The organism is Isoptericola halotolerans (genome assembly GCF_013149785.1).
GTDB lineage: Bacteria > Actinomycetota > Actinomycetes > Actinomycetales > Cellulomonadaceae > Isoptericola > Isoptericola halotolerans.
Window position 1 is genome coordinate 142,753 of record NZ_JABEZU010000004.1, and the last position, 16,847, is coordinate 159,599.

General features: G+C 70.2%; 15 protein-coding genes. 8 read left to right on the top strand and 7 right to left on the bottom strand.

Annotation, left to right across the window (positions count from 1 at the left end; translation table 11 throughout):
• Positions 1-15: 15 nt before the first annotated feature.
• A complete protein-coding gene (locus HDG69_RS15360; RefSeq protein ID WP_171784719.1) occupies positions 16-1,605 on the bottom strand; it encodes an alpha/beta hydrolase family protein in 1,590 nt (529 codons plus the stop codon).
• 108 nt (positions 1,606-1,713) lie between these two features.
• On the opposite strand from HDG69_RS15360, the gene HDG69_RS15365 reads away from it, so the two are divergent.
• The gene (locus tag HDG69_RS15365) at positions 1,714-2,136 is read left to right on the top strand and encodes a YchJ family protein (protein ID WP_171784720.1); all 423 of its coding nucleotides are present in this window, start codon (positions 1,714-1,716) and stop codon (positions 2,134-2,136) included.
• Positions 2,137-2,160: 24 nt separating this feature from the next.
• Here HDG69_RS15365 and HDG69_RS15370 read toward each other — a convergent pair whose 3' ends face one another.
• A complete protein-coding gene (locus HDG69_RS15370) occupies positions 2,161-3,165 on the bottom strand; it encodes an ABC transporter permease (RefSeq protein WP_171784721.1) in 1,005 nt (334 codons plus the stop codon).
• A gap of 173 nt (positions 3,166-3,338) precedes the next feature.
• Here HDG69_RS15370 and HDG69_RS15375 point away from each other — a divergent pair, with 173 nt between their 5' ends.
• Entirely contained in the window at positions 3,339-5,294 is a 1,956-nt protein-coding gene (locus tag HDG69_RS15375) for a hypothetical protein (RefSeq protein ID WP_171784722.1), read from the top strand.
• Positions 5,295-5,374: 80 nt separating this feature from the next.
• Positions 5,375-6,754, top strand: a complete 1,380-nt coding sequence (locus tag HDG69_RS15380; protein WP_171784723.1) for an NAD(P)-binding protein — start codon at positions 5,375-5,377, stop codon at positions 6,752-6,754.
• 329 nt (positions 6,755-7,083) lie between these two features.
• Here the strand turns inward: HDG69_RS15380 and HDG69_RS15385 are convergent, their stop codons facing one another.
• The 3 genes from HDG69_RS15385 to HDG69_RS15395 form a co-directional block, all read right to left on the bottom strand.
• Entirely contained in the window at positions 7,084-7,554 is a 471-nt protein-coding gene (locus tag HDG69_RS15385; RefSeq protein ID WP_281360219.1) for a very short patch repair endonuclease, read from the bottom strand.
• A 13-nt stretch (positions 7,555-7,567) separates the two neighbouring features.
• Complete coding sequence (locus HDG69_RS15390; RefSeq protein ID WP_246256720.1) at positions 7,568-9,235, bottom strand: DNA cytosine methyltransferase; 1,668 nt, start codon at positions 9,233-9,235, stop codon at positions 7,568-7,570.
• Between the two features lie 174 nt (positions 9,236-9,409).
• Positions 9,410-10,621, bottom strand: coding sequence for a hypothetical protein (locus HDG69_RS15395; RefSeq protein WP_171784725.1), 1,212 nt, complete (start codon positions 10,619-10,621; stop codon positions 9,410-9,412).
• Positions 10,622-10,715: 94 nt separating this feature from the next.
• Here HDG69_RS15395 and HDG69_RS15400 point away from each other — a divergent pair, with 94 nt between their 5' ends.
• The 5 genes from HDG69_RS15400 (at position 10,716) to HDG69_RS15420 (ending at position 15,863) form a co-directional block, all read left to right on the top strand.
• The gene (locus HDG69_RS15400) at positions 10,716-12,602 is read left to right on the top strand and encodes a DUF262 domain-containing protein (protein WP_171784726.1); all 1,887 of its coding nucleotides are present in this window, start codon (positions 10,716-10,718) and stop codon (positions 12,600-12,602) included.
• Positions 12,580-12,837 (top strand): response regulator transcription factor, encoded by a 258-nt coding sequence (locus HDG69_RS15405; protein ID WP_343036467.1) that lies wholly within the window; start codon positions 12,580-12,582, stop codon positions 12,835-12,837. The genes HDG69_RS15400 and HDG69_RS15405 overlap by 23 nt, the downstream gene beginning before the upstream one ends.
• Before the next feature lie 58 nt (positions 12,838-12,895).
• The gene (locus HDG69_RS15410; RefSeq protein WP_171784727.1) at positions 12,896-13,198 is read left to right on the top strand and encodes a putative quinol monooxygenase; all 303 of its coding nucleotides are present in this window, start codon (positions 12,896-12,898) and stop codon (positions 13,196-13,198) included.
• A gap of 211 nt (positions 13,199-13,409) precedes the next feature.
• The gene (locus HDG69_RS15415) at positions 13,410-14,510 is read left to right on the top strand and encodes a ScyD/ScyE family protein (protein ID WP_171784728.1); all 1,101 of its coding nucleotides are present in this window, start codon (positions 13,410-13,412) and stop codon (positions 14,508-14,510) included.
• 108 nt (positions 14,511-14,618) lie between these two features.
• Positions 14,619-15,863: an endonuclease/exonuclease/phosphatase family protein gene (locus tag HDG69_RS15420; protein WP_425484048.1), complete on the top strand. Its 1,245-nt coding sequence runs from the start codon at positions 14,619-14,621 to the stop codon at positions 15,861-15,863.
• An 8-nt stretch (positions 15,864-15,871) separates the two neighbouring features.
• Here the strand turns inward: HDG69_RS15420 and HDG69_RS15425 are convergent, their stop codons facing one another.
• Both HDG69_RS15425 and HDG69_RS15430 read right to left on the bottom strand, forming a co-directional pair.
• Positions 15,872-16,378, bottom strand: a complete 507-nt coding sequence (locus HDG69_RS15425; RefSeq protein ID WP_171784730.1) for a GNAT family N-acetyltransferase — start codon at positions 16,376-16,378, stop codon at positions 15,872-15,874.
• A 61-nt stretch (positions 16,379-16,439) separates the two neighbouring features.
• Positions 16,440-16,829 (bottom strand): winged helix-turn-helix transcriptional regulator, encoded by a 390-nt coding sequence (locus tag HDG69_RS15430; RefSeq protein ID WP_171784731.1) that lies wholly within the window; start codon positions 16,827-16,829, stop codon positions 16,440-16,442.
• Positions 16,830-16,847: the final 18 nt, after the last annotated feature.

Genomic DNA, 16,847 nt, shown 5'->3' on the forward strand with positions numbered 1-16,847 from the left:
GCTCCCTGGCGCCGATCAGACACGCGCCGCGAGCGCAGCGATCTGGTCACGGACAGCACGCTCATGCAGGTACGAGGAGTGGTCGCAACGCACGGGAAGGCTGATCGCACCACGGGCGGCGCTCGCCGAGGAGGCCGCGACCACGCGGTCGTTCTCCCCGTCGAACAGCCCGTGGAAGAAGCTCGGGGAGACGCCCCACGAGTCGTCGCCCTCGCCGTCCGGCGCCACCGCGCCGGCCGCCGCGACGAACGACGGTCCCGGTGTCGCCCGCAGGCGCCCCAGACAGCTCGACCGCGGATGCATGTCCCGGATGCCCTCGGGCAGCTGGTGCCGCAGCTCGCGCAGCACCGCCCGGGTCAGACCGTCGACCACCGGCCCGGCGCTCGCACGCAGTGCGGCGAGGCCCGCCGCCAGCCCGCGGCGGCCTCGCTCCGCCACACCGATCAGCGGGGTGCCGTCGAACGGCGCGCCGAGCGTGAGCGTCTCCACCGCGACGCCGTCGTCCGCGAGCAGGATGCCGGCGTCGCGCGCGACCAGGCCGCCACGGGAGTGCCCGACCAGCAGGACCGACGTCGCCCCGAGCCTCCCGACGCCGGCGACGAGCGCCTCCACGCTCTCCCAGATCGGCAGCCAGGTGTCGTGCTCGAACCGCAGCACGGGCGCGGCGACCCCCGCGCCCCGGACTGCGGCCAGCACCGTCCCGGCCAACGGGATCGCACAGCCCATGGTGCCGTGCACGACGACGATCGCTCGACGGGCGGGGTCGGCGTCGTCCAGCTCTGGTGCCTCCACCACGACCTGCGGTTGGGCGCGACCGTGCAGCGCCAGCCGCGCGCCACGGCTCGGGTCGCGCGACCCGGTGAACGTCGTCGCGGACGAGCGCCCGAACAGCCTGCCCACCAGGTACCCGGCGCGCCCGAGGCGCGACATCCTGATCCGAACCCGTGGATCGGAGGGGTCGGCCGTCTCGTCCCCGTCGGTCACCGCCGTCCCCGAGCCGGCGTAGGTGCGCCAGTCGATGCCGACCTCGACGTCGTGCGGGCCCTCCCACCCGCGGATCGTCGCGGTGTCGAGGGCGTCCCGGAGGAACGCGCCGTCGAGGTCGACGTCCTCGGTCAGGTCCAGGACCACCTCCGAGACGCCGGGCGGCAGCACCGCGACGAAGGCGTCCGGCGAGCGGACGGTGACCGCGCTCCGGCCCGACTCGAGGTCGCGCAACCGGGTCCACAACCATCCTTCGTGATCGTCGACGTCGAACCAGAGCTCGTCGGATCGCTCCGTGTCATCCGGTATCGAGGCCGACGTGAACCGACCACTCTCCAGGCGGGTGGAGCCGAGCGGGCTCCATGTCTCAGGCGAGTCCCCGAGGACAACGTGCGAGGCGACCGCTTCCCGTGCGACACGTTCGGTCAGAGCCTCTGGCGGCTCACCAAACTCCGAGAACGTGCCGAGCTCACGGAGGATCCCGCCAGGTTCGCCGAGGAACCACTCCCGGTCCACCGCACCTGCGAGCACTCCTTCGCCGGGCATCCGAGACTCGTCCACGAGCCACAGCAGCGAGACGTCACGCCACTGCCCGTCGACCTGCGCGCTGATCCGGACCATGGCGTCTCCTCAACGTCGGGGCCTGTCCCAGGTGTACTGCACGAGGCGAAGCCGCGCACCGAGCAGGGGCCGAGTTCACCCGGTCGGCGCTCCGGCATCATGACCCTCATGGACGACGCCGCACGCTGCCCCTGCCCGACCGGCCTGCCGTACGGGGAGTGCTGCGGACCGCTGCACGCCGGCGCCCGGACGGCCGGGACCGCCGAGGCGCTCATGCGCTCGCGGTACGCCGCCTTCGCGGTGGGCGACACCCCCTACCTGCTGGCGACCTGGCACCCCTCCACCCGACCCTCGTCGCTGGAGCTGGACCCCGCGCAGCGGTGGCGCCGGCTCGACGTCCTGGCCACCCGCCGCGGCGGGCCGTTCGACGACGACGGCGAGGTCGAGTTCGTCGCGGTGTTCCGGATCGCGCCGGGGTCCGGCGAGGGGACGGCGGGGTCGGCGCAGGACGGGCGCGGCCGGCTGCACGAGGTGAGCCGGTTCGTGCGCGAGGGTGGCCGGTGGTTCTACGTGGACGGCGACGTCGGCTGAGCCGATCGGGACCGTGAGGCCGCCTCAGTCCCGACCGTACGTCTGCTCGCCACGCCAGAAGACGACGAACCCGCCCACGAGGGACACGACCGCCCACACGACGCCGAAGGCCCACAGGACGGGCTCCTGGACGAAGGCCTCCTCGTCCATCAGTGCGGAGCGGCCCAGGTAGAGGTAGACGGCGACCGGCTGGAGCTCCAGGACGGGCGCCACCCAGGACCCCACGGCGTCCGGCAGCCGCTCGGCGTAGTGCACCACCGGGAAGATGACGCCGGAGCCGTACATCACGAACCGCAGGACGAACGGGATGACGTTGTTCAGGTCGGGCATGACGGCGGCCAGGCGAGCCATGACGAACGCGACCCCCAGGGTGAACGTGCCCAGCAGCGCCACGGCGGGCAGGAGCAGGAGCCACTGCGGCGTGACCCGCACCGGGTCGACGCCGGGCAGCAGACCGGAGCCCAGCACCACCAGGCACATGACGCCCAGCGCCGGTGCGAGCGTCGCCAGGTGCGACGTGACGTTCGCGATCGGCAGGACGGCGCGGGGGAACCGCAGCGACCGCAGCAGGTCGACCCGGCGAGCGATCGACTGGGCACCGCCGTGGACGGACTGCTCCACGAACCGGAAGAGGAACACCCCGATCACGATGAAGGCGACGGTGTTCTCCACCCCGCGGCCCGTCCGCAGGATGATGCCGAAGATCAGCACGTAGACGGTGGCGTTGAGGACTGGGTTGAGCAGCGCCCAGAGCTGGCCCAGATAGGTGTGCTGGTTCCGGGAGTAGGCGGTGGCCGTGCCGAGGACGCGGATGAACGCGGCGCGGGACAGCACGTCTCGGGTGTAGGCCCACAGCGACGGGCGCACCCCGACCGGCCGCAGGCCGTGCCGGCGGGCGAGCTCCTGGCGCTGCGCCGAGGTCAGGGTGGGCACGAGCGGTGGCGGCGGGTCGAGGGTCTCGGCCGACGGCTCGAGGGTCTCGGCCGGCCGCTCGAGGGTCTCGGCCGGCCGCTCGAGGGTGCGGGTCATGCGGCGACGGTATCAGAACTCCTATTTAATTGATCGGCTTTATTGTCTATGACCGGCCGGGCACCGACGCCGCTCCCGGGTGGGTAGTTCTCTCCATGGACATCGCTTCCGCGCCGGTCGCCGAGTCGATACGGTCGACGTCAAGCCACCGACGACTTCAAGGGGACACCTCTGTGACCGACCAACCGACGCCACCGCAGCAACCGCAGTTCGGCCCGCCGACGCCGGCGGCCCCGGGCCCGGTCCCGCCGACCGGCGCCGACCCGCATGCCACCGTCCCCGGCCTCACCCCGGAGCCCCCGCGCCGGTCGCGCAAGGGGCTCGTGATCGGCGGCTCCATCGCCGCCGGGCTCCTCGTCCTCGGTGGCGCCGGCGCGGCCGCCTACGCCCTGCTCGACGGCGGCGGCGACCAGCCGGAGGCGGCTCTGCCCGCGGCCACGGCCGCCTACCTGCGCGTCGACCTCGACCCGTCCGCGCAGCAGAAGATCAACCTGCTGCGCCTGGCCGACCGGCTGCCGGACCTCAGCGAGGACCTGGGCGTCGAGATCTCCGAGGACTCCGACCTCAAGAAGGTCCTCGCCGAGGCGATCACCGCCAGCGGCGAGTGCGAGATCGACTACGACGAGCAGGTCGCGCCCTGGATCGGTGACCGCGGTGCGCTCGCCGCCGTCCCGGACGCCGACGGCGAGCCGCAGCCCGTCGGCGTGCTGGCCGTCACCGACGAGTCGGCCGCCCGCACCGCGATCGAGTCCGGCCTGGGGTGCGGCGAGACGCTGGACGCGAGCCAGGTCGCGTTCACCGCGGGGTACGTGGTCGTCACCGACGAGCTGGCCGCCGCCGACGTCGTCGCCGACGCCGAGGAGAGCTCCCTCGCCGACTCCGAGGCCTTCACGGCGGACATGGACGCGCTCGGCGACGCCGGGCTGGTGTCCTTCTGGGCCGACGCCGAGGCCATCATCGACTGGTCGCTCGCCAGCACCCCCGAGCTCACCGACGGCACGCTGCCCGACGAGTACCTCGACCAGCTGGACGGCTACACCACCATGGTCGGCGCGCTGCGCGCCAACCCCGACGGCATCGAGCTGGAGTTCCTCTCCGCCGGCGACGAGGCGACCCTCGCGCCGTACCGGGCGACCGGCGACTCGGTGACGGCCGCCCTGCCCGAGACGACGCTGGGCGCCTTCTCCGCGTCCGTCGCTCCCGGCGCCGTCGACGACGCGTGGGAGCAGTTCCGCGAGCTGTACGACTCCATGGCCGCCCTCGGCGGCGGGCTCGGCGGCGGCACGCTGATGTCGAGCACCGGGCCCGGCATCACCGCGCCCACCACCGTCGTGGACACCGACGTCGACCCGATGTACGACTACTGCCTGGACGCCGCCGAGGACATCTACGGCGTGAGCGGCGAGACTGCCACGGCCGACGAGCAGGCGCTGCTCGACATCTTCATGGAGGCCTGCACGGGCGTGTCGACCGACGAGTCGGCGACCGCCACCGACGATGCCGCGACGGATGAGCTGTGGGCCGACGACACCGCGACGGATGACCTGTGGGCGGACGACTCGTGGGGCGCCGACCCGTACGGACAGCCCGACTTCGACGGCATGATCGCGCTGCTCGAGACCGAGTACGACATCCGCCTGCCCGCCGACCTGAGCACGCTGTTCGGCGAGCAGATCGCTGTCGCCGTCGACTCCCGCGGTCTCGACTCGCTCGACACGGTCCAGGGCATCGACGACGTCTCCGTGGGCGTGCGCACCGTCGGGGACACCGACGCGCTGCAGGACCTCGCTGACCGGATCGACCGCCTGGTCGTCGAGTCCGGGATGGACCCGCTGGCGACCTCGCCCGCCGACGACGGCTTCGTCTTCGCCACGAACGACGCCTACGCCTCCGAGCTCGCCGGCGACGGCGGCCTGGGCTCGACGGACGTGTACCGCAGCGTCGTCACGGCCGAGGACGCGAGCAGCGTGCTGTACGTCGACCTCGACCAGCTCACCGACGTGCTGCGGCCCGTCCTCGAGTCGGAGCCGGAGGCCCTCGGCTACCTCGAGCCGTTCCGTGCGGTGGCGATGACCACCAGCGCCGACGACACGCACGCAAAGGCGACGTTCCGCGTCAGCTTCGACTGACGTCCGTCTCGACGGCTGTGGGGCGGGGTCTCGACGAGGCCCCGCCCCACAGTCTTGTGCAGCTGCGGGACACTGGTCCCATGGGCCGAGCCCTGGAGACCGACTACCTCGTCATCGGCGCGGGCGCCGCCGGGATGGCGTTCACCGACGCCGTGCTGGACCACAGCGACGCGCACGTCACGCTCGTCGACCGCCGTGACGCCGTCGGCGGCCACTGGCGCGACGCGTACCCGTTCGTCCGGCTGCACCAGGCGTCGCCGTTCTACGGGGTGGCGTCCACGCCGTTCGGCGGGGCGCTCCAGACCTCCGGCCCGGAGGCCGGCCTGCACGAGCGCGCCACCGGCGCCGAGGTCTGCGCCTACTACGAGCGCGTGCTGCACGAGCGGTTCGAGCCCAGCGGGCGGTTCACGTTCCTCGGGGGCCACGACGTGTCCGACGGCGGACGGGTGGTCGCGCTCGGTTCCGGCGCCGAGCGGGAGGTCCGTGTCCGACGGCGCGTCGTCGACGCGCGGTACCTGTCGCCGCGCATCCCCGCGCTGGAACCGCCACCCTTCGAGGTGTCCGACGACGTCACCTGCGTCCCCGTGGGCGAGCTGCCGTTCGTGGCGGAGTCGGCCCGGTCGTTCGTGGTGGTCGGGTCGGGGAAGACCGCGACCGATGCGATCGTCTGGCTGCTCGGGCGCGGGGTGTCGCCGGAGGAGGTCTGCTGGGTGCGGCCGCGCGATCCGTGGATGCTCGACCGCGCCGTCGTGCAGCCGGACCCGGCGGTGTTCCTCTCCATGGCGGCGTCCCTGATGGAGGCGGGGGCCGCGGCGGCGTCGGTGGACGAGTTCTTCCTGCGGCTCGAAGATGACGGCGTGATGCTGCGCCTCGACCCGGGTGTGGTGCCCACCATGGCGCGCGTGCCGACGCTGGCGCGGTGGGAGCTCGAGCTGCTGCGGACGGTGGAGAACGTGGTGCGGCGCGGGCACGTGCGTCGGGTGTCGCCGGGACGTGTGCTGCTCGACGGCGGGGACGTGCGGGTCGGTGCGGGCGCCGTCGTCGTCCACTGTGCTGCGCCGGGGCTGCGGCGTCGGGCCGCGCTGCCGATCTGGTCGGCCGGACGGATGGTGCTGCAACCCGTGCGCGCCGGGTTCCCGTGCTTCGGGGCGGCGCTGGTGGGGTATGTCGAGGCGACACGGCCGTCGTGGAGCGAGGCGGACTTGAATGCGCTGTGCCCGGCGACGCCGTACTTCTCGACGCCGGCCGAGTGGGTGGGGATACAGGCGGCCGGGGCGCGTGCTGTGGGAGCCTTCATGGCGGCTCCGGACGTGGCCGAATGGTCCCACTCGACGCCGCTCAACCCGACACGACTGACCGCTGGCGATCGCGAGCGGGACGAGGTGCGCGAGGCCATCGGGAGGTTGAAGGCGACCTCGGAGGCCGGGGTGCGGGGGATGGTGCGGCTCGGCCGGGCTTGAGGAGCGAGGCCGGCAACTGCTGCGGATTGGCGAGAATCGGCGTGCAGAACGGCGAGACCAAGTATGCAGATCGGCGAGAAGAAGCGTGCAGATTGGCGAGAACATGGATGACCTGGCGGTGGCGCGAGACTTCAGCTAAACCGTCGAGGAACTGAGCGGGGTTCCCACGCTCGTGTCGAGAGACGCGCGGCGACGCATCGCCCTCCTACACCCGTTCGAGCGGAACGGCGGTGGCCGAGCTCTCGACGTTCGCGCGGTTGCGCCACAGGTCGGGTTCGACCCGACCTTCAACCTGATCCGCAGTCCCATGCGGGCAACGGCTCGACTCCTCAGTGGAACGCGATGGAACTCGGGCCTGAGGGCTTGCGGCTCCGCTCTGCGACGGTCATGGCGACCCGGTCCGCCGCCTCTTGAGGACGCTCATGCTCCCACACACGGATGACCGCCCAGCCAGCCGCTTCCAGCACCGCATCGGTGTCCGCGTCCCGGGCGCGGTTGGCCGCGAGCTTGCCTACCCACCACTCGCTGTTCGCGGACGGCTCGGTGCCGTGGCCCGGGCAGCCATGCCAGAAGCATCCATCGACGAAGACTGCGACCCTGGCACGGGTGAAGGCGATGTCGATCGTCCGACGCCTCTGCCCAGGCACAGGCCACGCCACCCGGTAGCGCAGGCCTCGAGCATGCAGCACCCGACGCAGCGCGACCTCAGGTGCAGTGTCCTTGCGCTTCGCCCTGCTCATCCGCAGACTGACCTGCCTCGACGAGGCACCCGGATGCGGCGGGACATGCTGCGGCTTCATGGCGTTGGGGCGATCAGAGCAGCCGCTTGTGCGCGGCCTGCTCTCTGTACCGACGCTGACCAGCGGCTACCACCATCTCGAGCCTGTCGTCGGGTGTCTTGGGCGCGTCGGTGACGATCGCTCGGTAGAGCGCGCGTCCCGTCTCTGAGCGCTCCAGGATCGCTTTGTCGCGCTCAGCGTGTGCGCGCAGCACGTTCCATACCGCCCCGACGCTGACGCCGTTCCCAAGCTGCTTGTACGTCTGGGCTGCGGGCTGGCCGCCGAAGTCGAAGTTGTCCGGGAGACCTTGAAGCCTCGCCGCCTCACGCCACGCCAACCGGCGCCTAAGCGGACCCAGCACTGAGGTCTGGGTGATTGCGACGAGCGCCGGCAGGTGCGTCATCCGCTTCGCCCGGATTCCGGACGGCCTGAGTTGCATCGCGCAGTCCCACAACCGGGGTGTCTGTTGCGCCTGCCACTCGAGCTTGCGCCGCGACGGCGGGAACTCCTTGACAGGCCAGTTGTTCAGCCAGGCATCGAGTGCAACCCGGTGCTTCGTGTAGAACTCGGCGTTCTTCCGGAGGAAGTTCTCCTTCCACCGTGGCGTCCCCTCAGGGATCTCCAACGACGCGGCATCGACCCACGCGTCCACCCAGATGGGGAACCCGGGGAGCCTAGCCCCGTCACCGTCGGTGCGCCGGACCTCTGCCCACATGAGCTCCACGAAGTCGTTCCAAGCATCGATCCATTGAGTCTCCGCGGCCGAGAGCTCCAGATCCGGGGCGGCCTCGACGTCCCCCAGTGGAAGGTCGGTCGTCAGCAGCCACTCCTCGTCGCCTCGCTGCGAGATGTTCTCGATGACCGCAGGGACGCCGTCGGCTTCGCAGGCACTGTCCGGGTCGTACGTCGCCGTGATGAAGACGCGCTCTCGCACCTGAGGCCTGCCCCCTCGCTCGATCGGCAGCAGGTGCGGCGAGAACACTGTCGGCTTCGCGGACACACGGTAGCCAGCGTCACGCAGCTCCCGGATGATGACGTCCCACTCGTGGCCGTGTCGGGGCCCAGCGAGGTTCCGCACGTTCTCCAGGAGGACAACCGTGGGGCGGTGCTCGTGGATGATCCTCAGGATGTTCCAGAACAGAGTGCCGCGGGTCTCCTCCATCCCACGCTGGGCACCAGACTTGGAGAAGGGCTGACAGGGGAATCCGGCTGCGAGCAGGTCGTGCGGGGGGATGCTGACGACCTCATCGTTGGCGTCCTTGGTGATGTCACCGAGGGGCGAGTGACCCCAGTTCCGTTCATAGACCGCGGCAGCAGCAGGGTCGATCTCAACCGAGTACACACACTCGCCGCCGAACGCCTCGAGGGCCGCAGCGAAACCGCCGATGCCGGCGAAGAGGTCGATGTACCGGAACGATCGTCCTGCGGACACGTGGGCTCCCATGAGGACAGCTTGCCAGCTCGAACGCATGTGCGCAAGGGGCACCGCCGAGCCTGTGGAAAGAGCGGTCCATCGTACCGCGGCCACCGGTGCGAGCGGGGCGTCGCCGAAAAGCCACGCTGTCGAACCCATGCCGGGCGGGTCGCTGCCCGCCCGTCGGCAGTTGCGCTTGAACCGGGCAGCCACCTCCTCGATCGACACCTGTCGGCTGACCCGGCTTAGGCCACGCAACTCCGCGGTCGCGGCCCAAGTCAGGTTCATCACGACCGCACGCCGCTACCGCACCACCTGGGCCAAGACCGGAGCCCAGACTCTGCCCATCCGCAGAGCCCCTACCCGACTACCTCCGCGAAGCCCTCGACAAGATCGATCAGGCCGCCCGCTGAAGGGGACGCCACGATGGCCCAAGTCGGGCCCGGCTCGAGGCGATGCGCCCTAAGCAGGAACCTCGACCGACTCGCTGTAAATCAGGAAGTTGTCGATGTTGCGCTTGTTGATCATCACCTTGAGCGCGCGCGAAGCACCGTCCGGCTGCCTGCCCTGCTTGAAGCCTCCGAGCACGACGCCGAAGTTGGCCGCGTTGATCTCGAGCACCCTCATACGCTCGAACCTCACGGCCTCCTTGAAGCGGCGCGCGTACGAAAGTTCGTTGTAGCCCTTCTTCGCAACGTAGCCCTTGTCGCGCCGCCACTCGTTCCACGCGATGGTGGCCAGGTCGCCGTTGTCGCGGGAGTGCCAGGTCCGGTGCTCGTAGACGACGTACCAGAACCGGCCGTACTGCTCGATGCAGCGCTTGAGGTCCTCGGCGTCGTTGCCCGGCGACTCGTGCTTGACGATGTCGCTGGCCTTCAGGTCTCCGTAGAAGTCGAGCTTGCCCCGCTCGAGGAGGAGCAGGTCGTAGTCGAGCAGGCCCTTGCGCTTCTCCTTCTGGAACTGCACGAGGTCAGTGTGGCTGCCGGCCCGGGTGAACGCGTCCAGCCGGTACTCGAGGTAGAATCCCGGCCACTCGCCCTGGTTGCGGTCCTTCCACTGGGCCTCGTGCATCTGCTCCAGGGCCTCAATCCACTCCAGCCGGTCGCCGGTGAGGAACTCGCGGTTGAAGTTGGCGAAGACGTCGAGGTGCGGGTGCCGTTCCTCGGTCCGGGCGGCAAGGTAGCCGGCGAGAAGGTCCGCCCGGACGCTCGTGATGTGGTTGCCGGTCTTGTCCTCGCGGGAGAACTGGCCCAGCGTCTGCGCCTGGAAGAGGTCGTTCGTGTAGACCCAGGCCGAGGAGTTGTTGGCCTTGCGCTTGGCGTAGGTGTGCGGGTCGTAGTCGACGAAGATCGTGACGCCGTCGTAGTGGTAAATTCCGACGAAGTGCGGCGTCAGGCCCTCGGCAACCGCCTGCCGGTAGGCCACGGGCCAGGTCTGCGGGATCTGGATGCGCTTCTTAAACTCCGGGTGGGGGAAACCCATGTGGGTGATCTGCTTGTAGAGGATCACCACGTCGCCGAGGCGGGCCGCCGGCACGCCCGCGTACCTCCCGAAGGTCGCATCGGTAAGCGCCGCCAGCAGCAGTTCACGCTTCTGGATCGGCGACAGCTTCGTGTCGACGTCCTGGACCAGCGCGCCGCTCGGCGTGATCTGGTCGACGTTCAGAGTTCCCACGCGGGCTTTCCTACCAGTCGGTGGCTCATCCTGCCGTCGGACCGCGTCAGGTTGGTCCGCTCCAGATCGTAGCGGCTCCGCGTACTCTACCGTCATGGTGACCACGAATGCCGCGTCGCACATCACGCTGACCGTCGGGCAACTCGTCAGCGCCACGCAGCCGCAGTCCGGTGGGGCGAGCGGCATGCGCATCGAGATCCCCAGGTTCCAGCGCTCGCTCGTCTGGAGCGACGAGCAGCGCAAGACCTTGATCGAGTCGATCCACAAGGGCTACCCGATCGGGTCGCTGCTCCTTTACAAGCGTCCGAACCCAAAGGGCGACGAGGAGGTCTACCAAGTCGTAGACGGATTGCAGCGCACAAGCACGCTGGTCGCCTACGCGAACACCCCTCTCTCCTACGCCCCGATCGATGTGTTCCCTTCCGAGGTCATCAAGCAGGTCTCGGCCACGCTGGGGACAGACGTATCCCACGTCCAGCGCGCCATCACGGACTGGATGAAGGCGACGGAGAAGTTGACGAGCGCGGCCGGCTTCGCCTCGAACAAGTTGGCCAAGCGTCTGCTCGAGGCTCTCGAGCGCGAAGAGGACCAGGATCTCCTGGCTCAGTTGGAGTCCATTCTGGACGACGGACTCGATTTGCTGCGGAACGAAGTCGACATCACCGGTGTCCCGGTGGCGGTGGTGACCTACACGGGCGACGAGGCCGATCTGCCCGACATCTTCGAGCGGATCAACCAGCGCGGAACGAAACTGAACAAGTACGAAGTCTTCGCCGCGACCTGGATCTACAGCCCGACCAATGTTGCATCCGACGGAATCCGGGAGGCCATCAACTCGAAGTACAACTCGCTGCTCAGCCAGGGCTACTCAATCAATGGTCTGGAGAAGGACAGGTCCATCCAGGACTTCAACCTGTTCGAGTACCTCTTCGGCTTCGGCAAGGTGCTCGTGGGCTCCCACCCGTCGCTGTTCAGCGAGCCCGCCCAACCGGACCCCACGTCCACCGAGCCTGCGGCGTTCTCGCTCAGCTGTGTCGTCCTGGGAGAACAGCTCAGCGAGATGAAGCGGCTCCACCAGTTGATGCCGAAGGACTCGGATAGCCTCATCAACCCCAGCAAGATGGAGGAGGCACTCCTCAAGGCGGCCGAGGCGGTCCAGCAGTGGCTGGAACCCTTCATCGGACTGAAGCTAAACAGCCAGACCGCGAAGGTCGACCTCGCGCACGGCGAACTCCAGATCGTGTCGATGATCGCGAGGGCAGCCGTGGGTCGATGGGACACCCGCGGCGACTGGTCGGAGCTGCCTGACTGGAAGAAGGACTGGGACAACCTCAGGCTCTCGATGCGCCAGCACTACCTGATGGAGCTCATCGAGGAGACCTGGCGCGGTCCGATCTACAGCACGGCCTACAACCGCGTGTGGAAGGTGGCCGAGGGGACGTCGGACATCGAAGGACCGGCGCAGCACTACGCGCAGCCGATTGCGCATGCCACCTGGGAGAACGCGCTCAACGCGTGGTTCGACAAGCAGTTGGCGCGGGAGCAGCTGACCCGGCCCTACGTCCGCGCCCTGGATCGGGTCTTCCTCCGGTACGTCTACACGGGCCTCGTGTCGCACCTCGACGACAAGGACGTCACCTTCGAACTCGAGCACCTCTTCCCGGTATCACGCCTCAAGGATGAGATCCCGGTGGACTCGGCAGGCTGGCCCATCAGCTGTGTCGCCAACCTCGCCCTATTCAGCAAGGCGCTCAATCGGGAGAAGACCAGCCAGACGATCTCGGAGTACCTGAAACTGAACAAGTTGTCTGACGCCGAGCAGAAGCGGCTCGACACCTACATGTTGTGCAAGGTCGATCATGTCGACATTCCAAGCGACGGCCTCTCGCACGCGGAATACGTCGCCTTCCTCCAAACTCGCTGGGAGGCGATGAAGAGCAAACTCTTCGCCAACCTCGGTGTCACCGTCCCCGCTCCATAACAACCGCCTGCGTTTCGCACAGGGAGGCCGAGCGAAGGCGCAGGAGCTCCTGGGCCGGCTCACCGACCGGGAGCGGGAGATCGCCCGCCTCGTGGCCGAGGGCCTGACCAACGTGGAGATCGCCGGCCGGATGTTCCTCGGAGAGGCGACGGTGAAGACCCATCTGGCCAAGGCCTGCCAGAAGCTCGGCGTGAACCGGGTCCGCCTGGCACTGGTGGTCGACCGCGCGGGCTGACTCCGCGAGCATCCCGGCAGTGCCCGCACCTGTCGCACCCCACCGCTACCGTCGCCCCATGACCTACGCCAACGTCGGCACCCTGGGTGCCGCCCCCGGGAAGCGCGACGAGCTGGCCGCCCACCTCACCGCTCGCAGCCAGGAGCTGGCCGACGCCGGCTGCCTGCTCTACGAGGTCGGCGTCCACGACGACCACCCCGACACCGTCTACGTCGCCGAGCTGTGGACGTCGGCCGAGGCCCACCAGGCGTCACTCCGGCTCGCGAGCGTCCAGGCGTCCATCGCCGCAGCGAGGCCGCTGCTCTCCGGGGAGATGGGCGGGTTCGACTTCACCGTGGTCGGCTCCCCGCTGCGCGACTGAGCCGCCCTGGGTGGGCACGAAAGTCACCCGCTCCCCCGCGCGCGTCGGACGGAGACCCGGCGCAGACTCGTGGGCGGAGTGGCGCGCCACAGCGGGCGCACCACACGCTGCGGCCCTCGGACCGCGTCGCGCACCCGCGGCAGATCCGCGTCGAGCGCACCCGCGACCGTCTCGGCCGCGCCGACCCCCTGCGCATCCCAGGAGCCTTCCCATGCGTCGCATCCTGTCCTCCTGCACGGCCGTCGTGGCCGCGCTGGTCCTCGCTGCCGCCCCCGCGGCAGCCCACGGGTCCAAGGACTCTCGCCCTCCGTCGTCGTCGACCATCACCTCCGGGCTGGTCACCCCGCTGAGCCTCGCCGTGGGCCCCCGGGGCACCACGTTCGTCAGCCAGAACTTTGCCGGCCTGCTCACCGCGGTGGACCGCCGCGGCGAGACCTCGATCCTTCACGCCTCCGACGGCGCGGAGGTGGGCGGCGTCAGCTACAGCGGCGGCGTCGTCACCTTCGTCGAGTCCGGCGCCGACCACACGGTCCACCAGCTGCGCGTCGACAAGCGCGGGAACGCCCGTGGCGAGCCGAAGGTCATCGCCGACGTCGGCGCCTACGAGACGGCCAAGAACCCGGACGGCAAGGTCACGTACGGGTTCCGCACCGTGCCGGCGTCGTGCCTCGCCGAGCTGCCGCCCGAGTTCCCCGGGAGGTACACCGGCATCGTGGAGTCCCACCCGTACGCCACGACGTCGCACTGGGGCACCACCTTCGTGGCCGACGCCGCCGCCAACACGATCCTGTCGGTCGACCACAAGGGCAAGATCCGCACGGTCGCGGTGCTGCCGGCGCAGCCGGTGAAGATCACCGCCGCGGCGGCCGAGGCACAGGGCCTGCCGAGCTGCGTCGTCGGGCACAAGTACTGGTTCGAGCCGGTGCCCACCGACGTCGAGGTCGGCCCGCACGGACTGCTGTACGTCTCGCTGCTGCCGGGCGGGCCCGAGGACGAGTCTCTCGGGGCGCGCGGCTCCGTCGTCGTCGTCTCCCCGTGGACCGGCCGCGTGCGCACGGTGGCCGACGGCCTGCTCTCCCCCACCGGGATCGCCGTCGACCGCACGGGCACCGTCTACGTCGCCCAGCTGTTCGGCGGCGAGATCGCCAAGGTCCATCGGAAGGGCACCACCCCGATCGTGTCCGTCCCCCTGCCGGGCGACGTCGCGCTCGACGGTCGCAGCCTGCTCGCCACCGTCAACGTCCTCCCGGCGGACGAGACGAGCCCGCCCGCCGGCCAGCTCGTCCGGTACACGCTGCCCGGGCGACGCTGACGCCCTCCCGGTCCACGGCACCGACCACGAGCGCCGTGGACCCGGAGGCACTGTTCACGTGCGGTTGACGCCGCCGTCACGGTCCGGCGTTAGCGTGACGTCATGACGATGCGACGACGCACCCTGTCCGCCGCGACGGCGCTGACCGTGGCCCTGGCGGTCGCGTTCGCCCCGGCCGCCGTCGCGAACGGAAGCGCCCACAAGCCCGGCAAGGGGAACGGCAAGCACGAGACCCTGCGCGTCGCGACGTACAACCTGTCGCTGAACCGCGCGACGGAGGGCGAGCTGCAGGCAGACCTGTCCACCGGCGACGACGCCCAGGCGGCCACCGTCGCCGAGGTCATCCAGCGCACGGACCCGGACGTGGTGCTGCTCAACGAGTTCGACTTCGACGCCGCGGGCACCGCAGTCGACCTCTTCCGCGAGAACTACCTGGAGGTCGGCCAGGGCGGCGCCGAGCCGGTCACCTACCCGTACGCCTTCTCCGCGCCGTCGAACACCGGGATCCCCAGCGGCTTCGACCTCAACAACGACGGCGTGGTCGGCGGTGGCGACGACGCCTTCGGCTTCGGCGACTTCCCGGGCCAGTACGGGATGGTCGTGCTGTCCAAGCACCCGATCGTCACCGACGGCGTCCGCACCTTCCAGCACTTCCTGTGGAAGGACATGCCGGGCGCCATGCTCCCCGGCGACCCGGCCACCCCCGAGCCCGCCGACTGGTTCAGCCCGGAGGAGCTCGAGGTGGTCCGCCTGTCGAGCAAGTCGCACTGGGACGTGCCGATCCGGGTCGGGCGCCACACCGTGCACGTGCTCGCCTCGCACCCCACGCCGCCCACCTTCGACGGCCCCGAGGACCGCAACGGGCGCCGCAACCACGACGAGATCCGCTTCTGGGCGGACTACGTCACCCCCGGCAAGGCCTCCCGGTACATCTACGACGACGACGGCGGACGTGGCGGCCTGCACCCGGGCGCGCGCTTCGTGATCCTCGGCGACCAGAACGCCGACCCTCACGACGGCGACTCCGTCCCCGGTGCGATCGACCAGCTGCTGCGGCACCCGCGGATCGTCGACCCGTTGCCGGCGTCGGCCGGTGGCGTCGAGGCGGCGGCCCTCCAGGGCGGCGCCAACGACGACCACACCGGCGACCCCGCGTACGACACCGCCGACTTCGCGGACAGCGCGCCCGGCAACCTGCGCGTCGACTACGTGCTGCCGTCGAGGCACGGCCTGCGGGTGCACGACGCAGGGGTGTTCTGGCCCACGCAGGACGACCCGCTGTCGCGCCTGACCGGCACGTTCCCGTTCCCGAGCAGCGACCACCGGCTGGTCTGGGTCGACCTGTCGCTCTGACGGGCTTCTTAGCCGGTCGGGTCGATCCAGTACCGCCGCTTCGGCGCCTCGCCCTCGACGGGCCGGACGTCTTCCAGCATGCCGCCGCACGCCTCGATGACGGCGGCGGACCCGATGTTGTCGTCGTCGCAGGTCACCAGGACGCGGTCCACACCGGCGGCGGCGAGCCGGACGACCGACTGTCGGAGGATCTCGGTCGCGTGGCCGCGGCGGCGGTGCGCGGGCGCCACCCCGTAGCCGACGTGCCCGCCGATGGTCCGCAGGAAGTCGTTGAGCTCGTACCGGATCGACACCCGTCCCACCGGCTCGCCGTCGGCCTCGGCGACGAGGAACTCTGCCCGCACCCGACCCGGTGGCAGGTCGGTGCCCTCCGCCTCCCGGCGGGCCTGCTCGAGGATCTCGTCCCAGGTGCCGTCGGCCAGCAGGAACGTGAAGCCGTCGGCCGCGAGCTCGGTGTGCAGGCGGCGCAGCACGGTCTCGTCGTCGGTGCGTGGTGGGCGGAGCGTCAGCGGCATCCCCGGATCATGCCGTCCGGCGGGCCGACGGCGCACGTTCTTTCCGTGCGGTGGCCTGCGTTCACGCCCCGGCGGCCTCGGTCGCGTCGTCGAACTCCCGGCGCGCGCGGTCGATGCGCGCCTGGTGGGTGGTGACCCAGGCGAGGACGACGTCGACCGGTTCGCGCAGGGTCTTGCCGAGGTCGCTGATCCGGTACTCGACGGCGACCGGTCGGTCCGCGACGACGCGTCGCTCCACGATCCCGTTCCGTTCCAGCCGTCGCAGCGTGGCGGTGAGCGACTTCTGCGTGATCCCCGGGATCTCCCGGCGCAGCACGTTGAACCGGCACGGCCGTTCGCACAGCTGGTCGAGGATGCTGACGGACCACTTGTCGAGCACCTGGTCGAGCACGTCACGGTGCGAGGGGTCGATGCGCAGCGCGCCGGGTGGGGTGGCGGTGGTGTCGTCCACGAAACCTGGTCTCCTTGA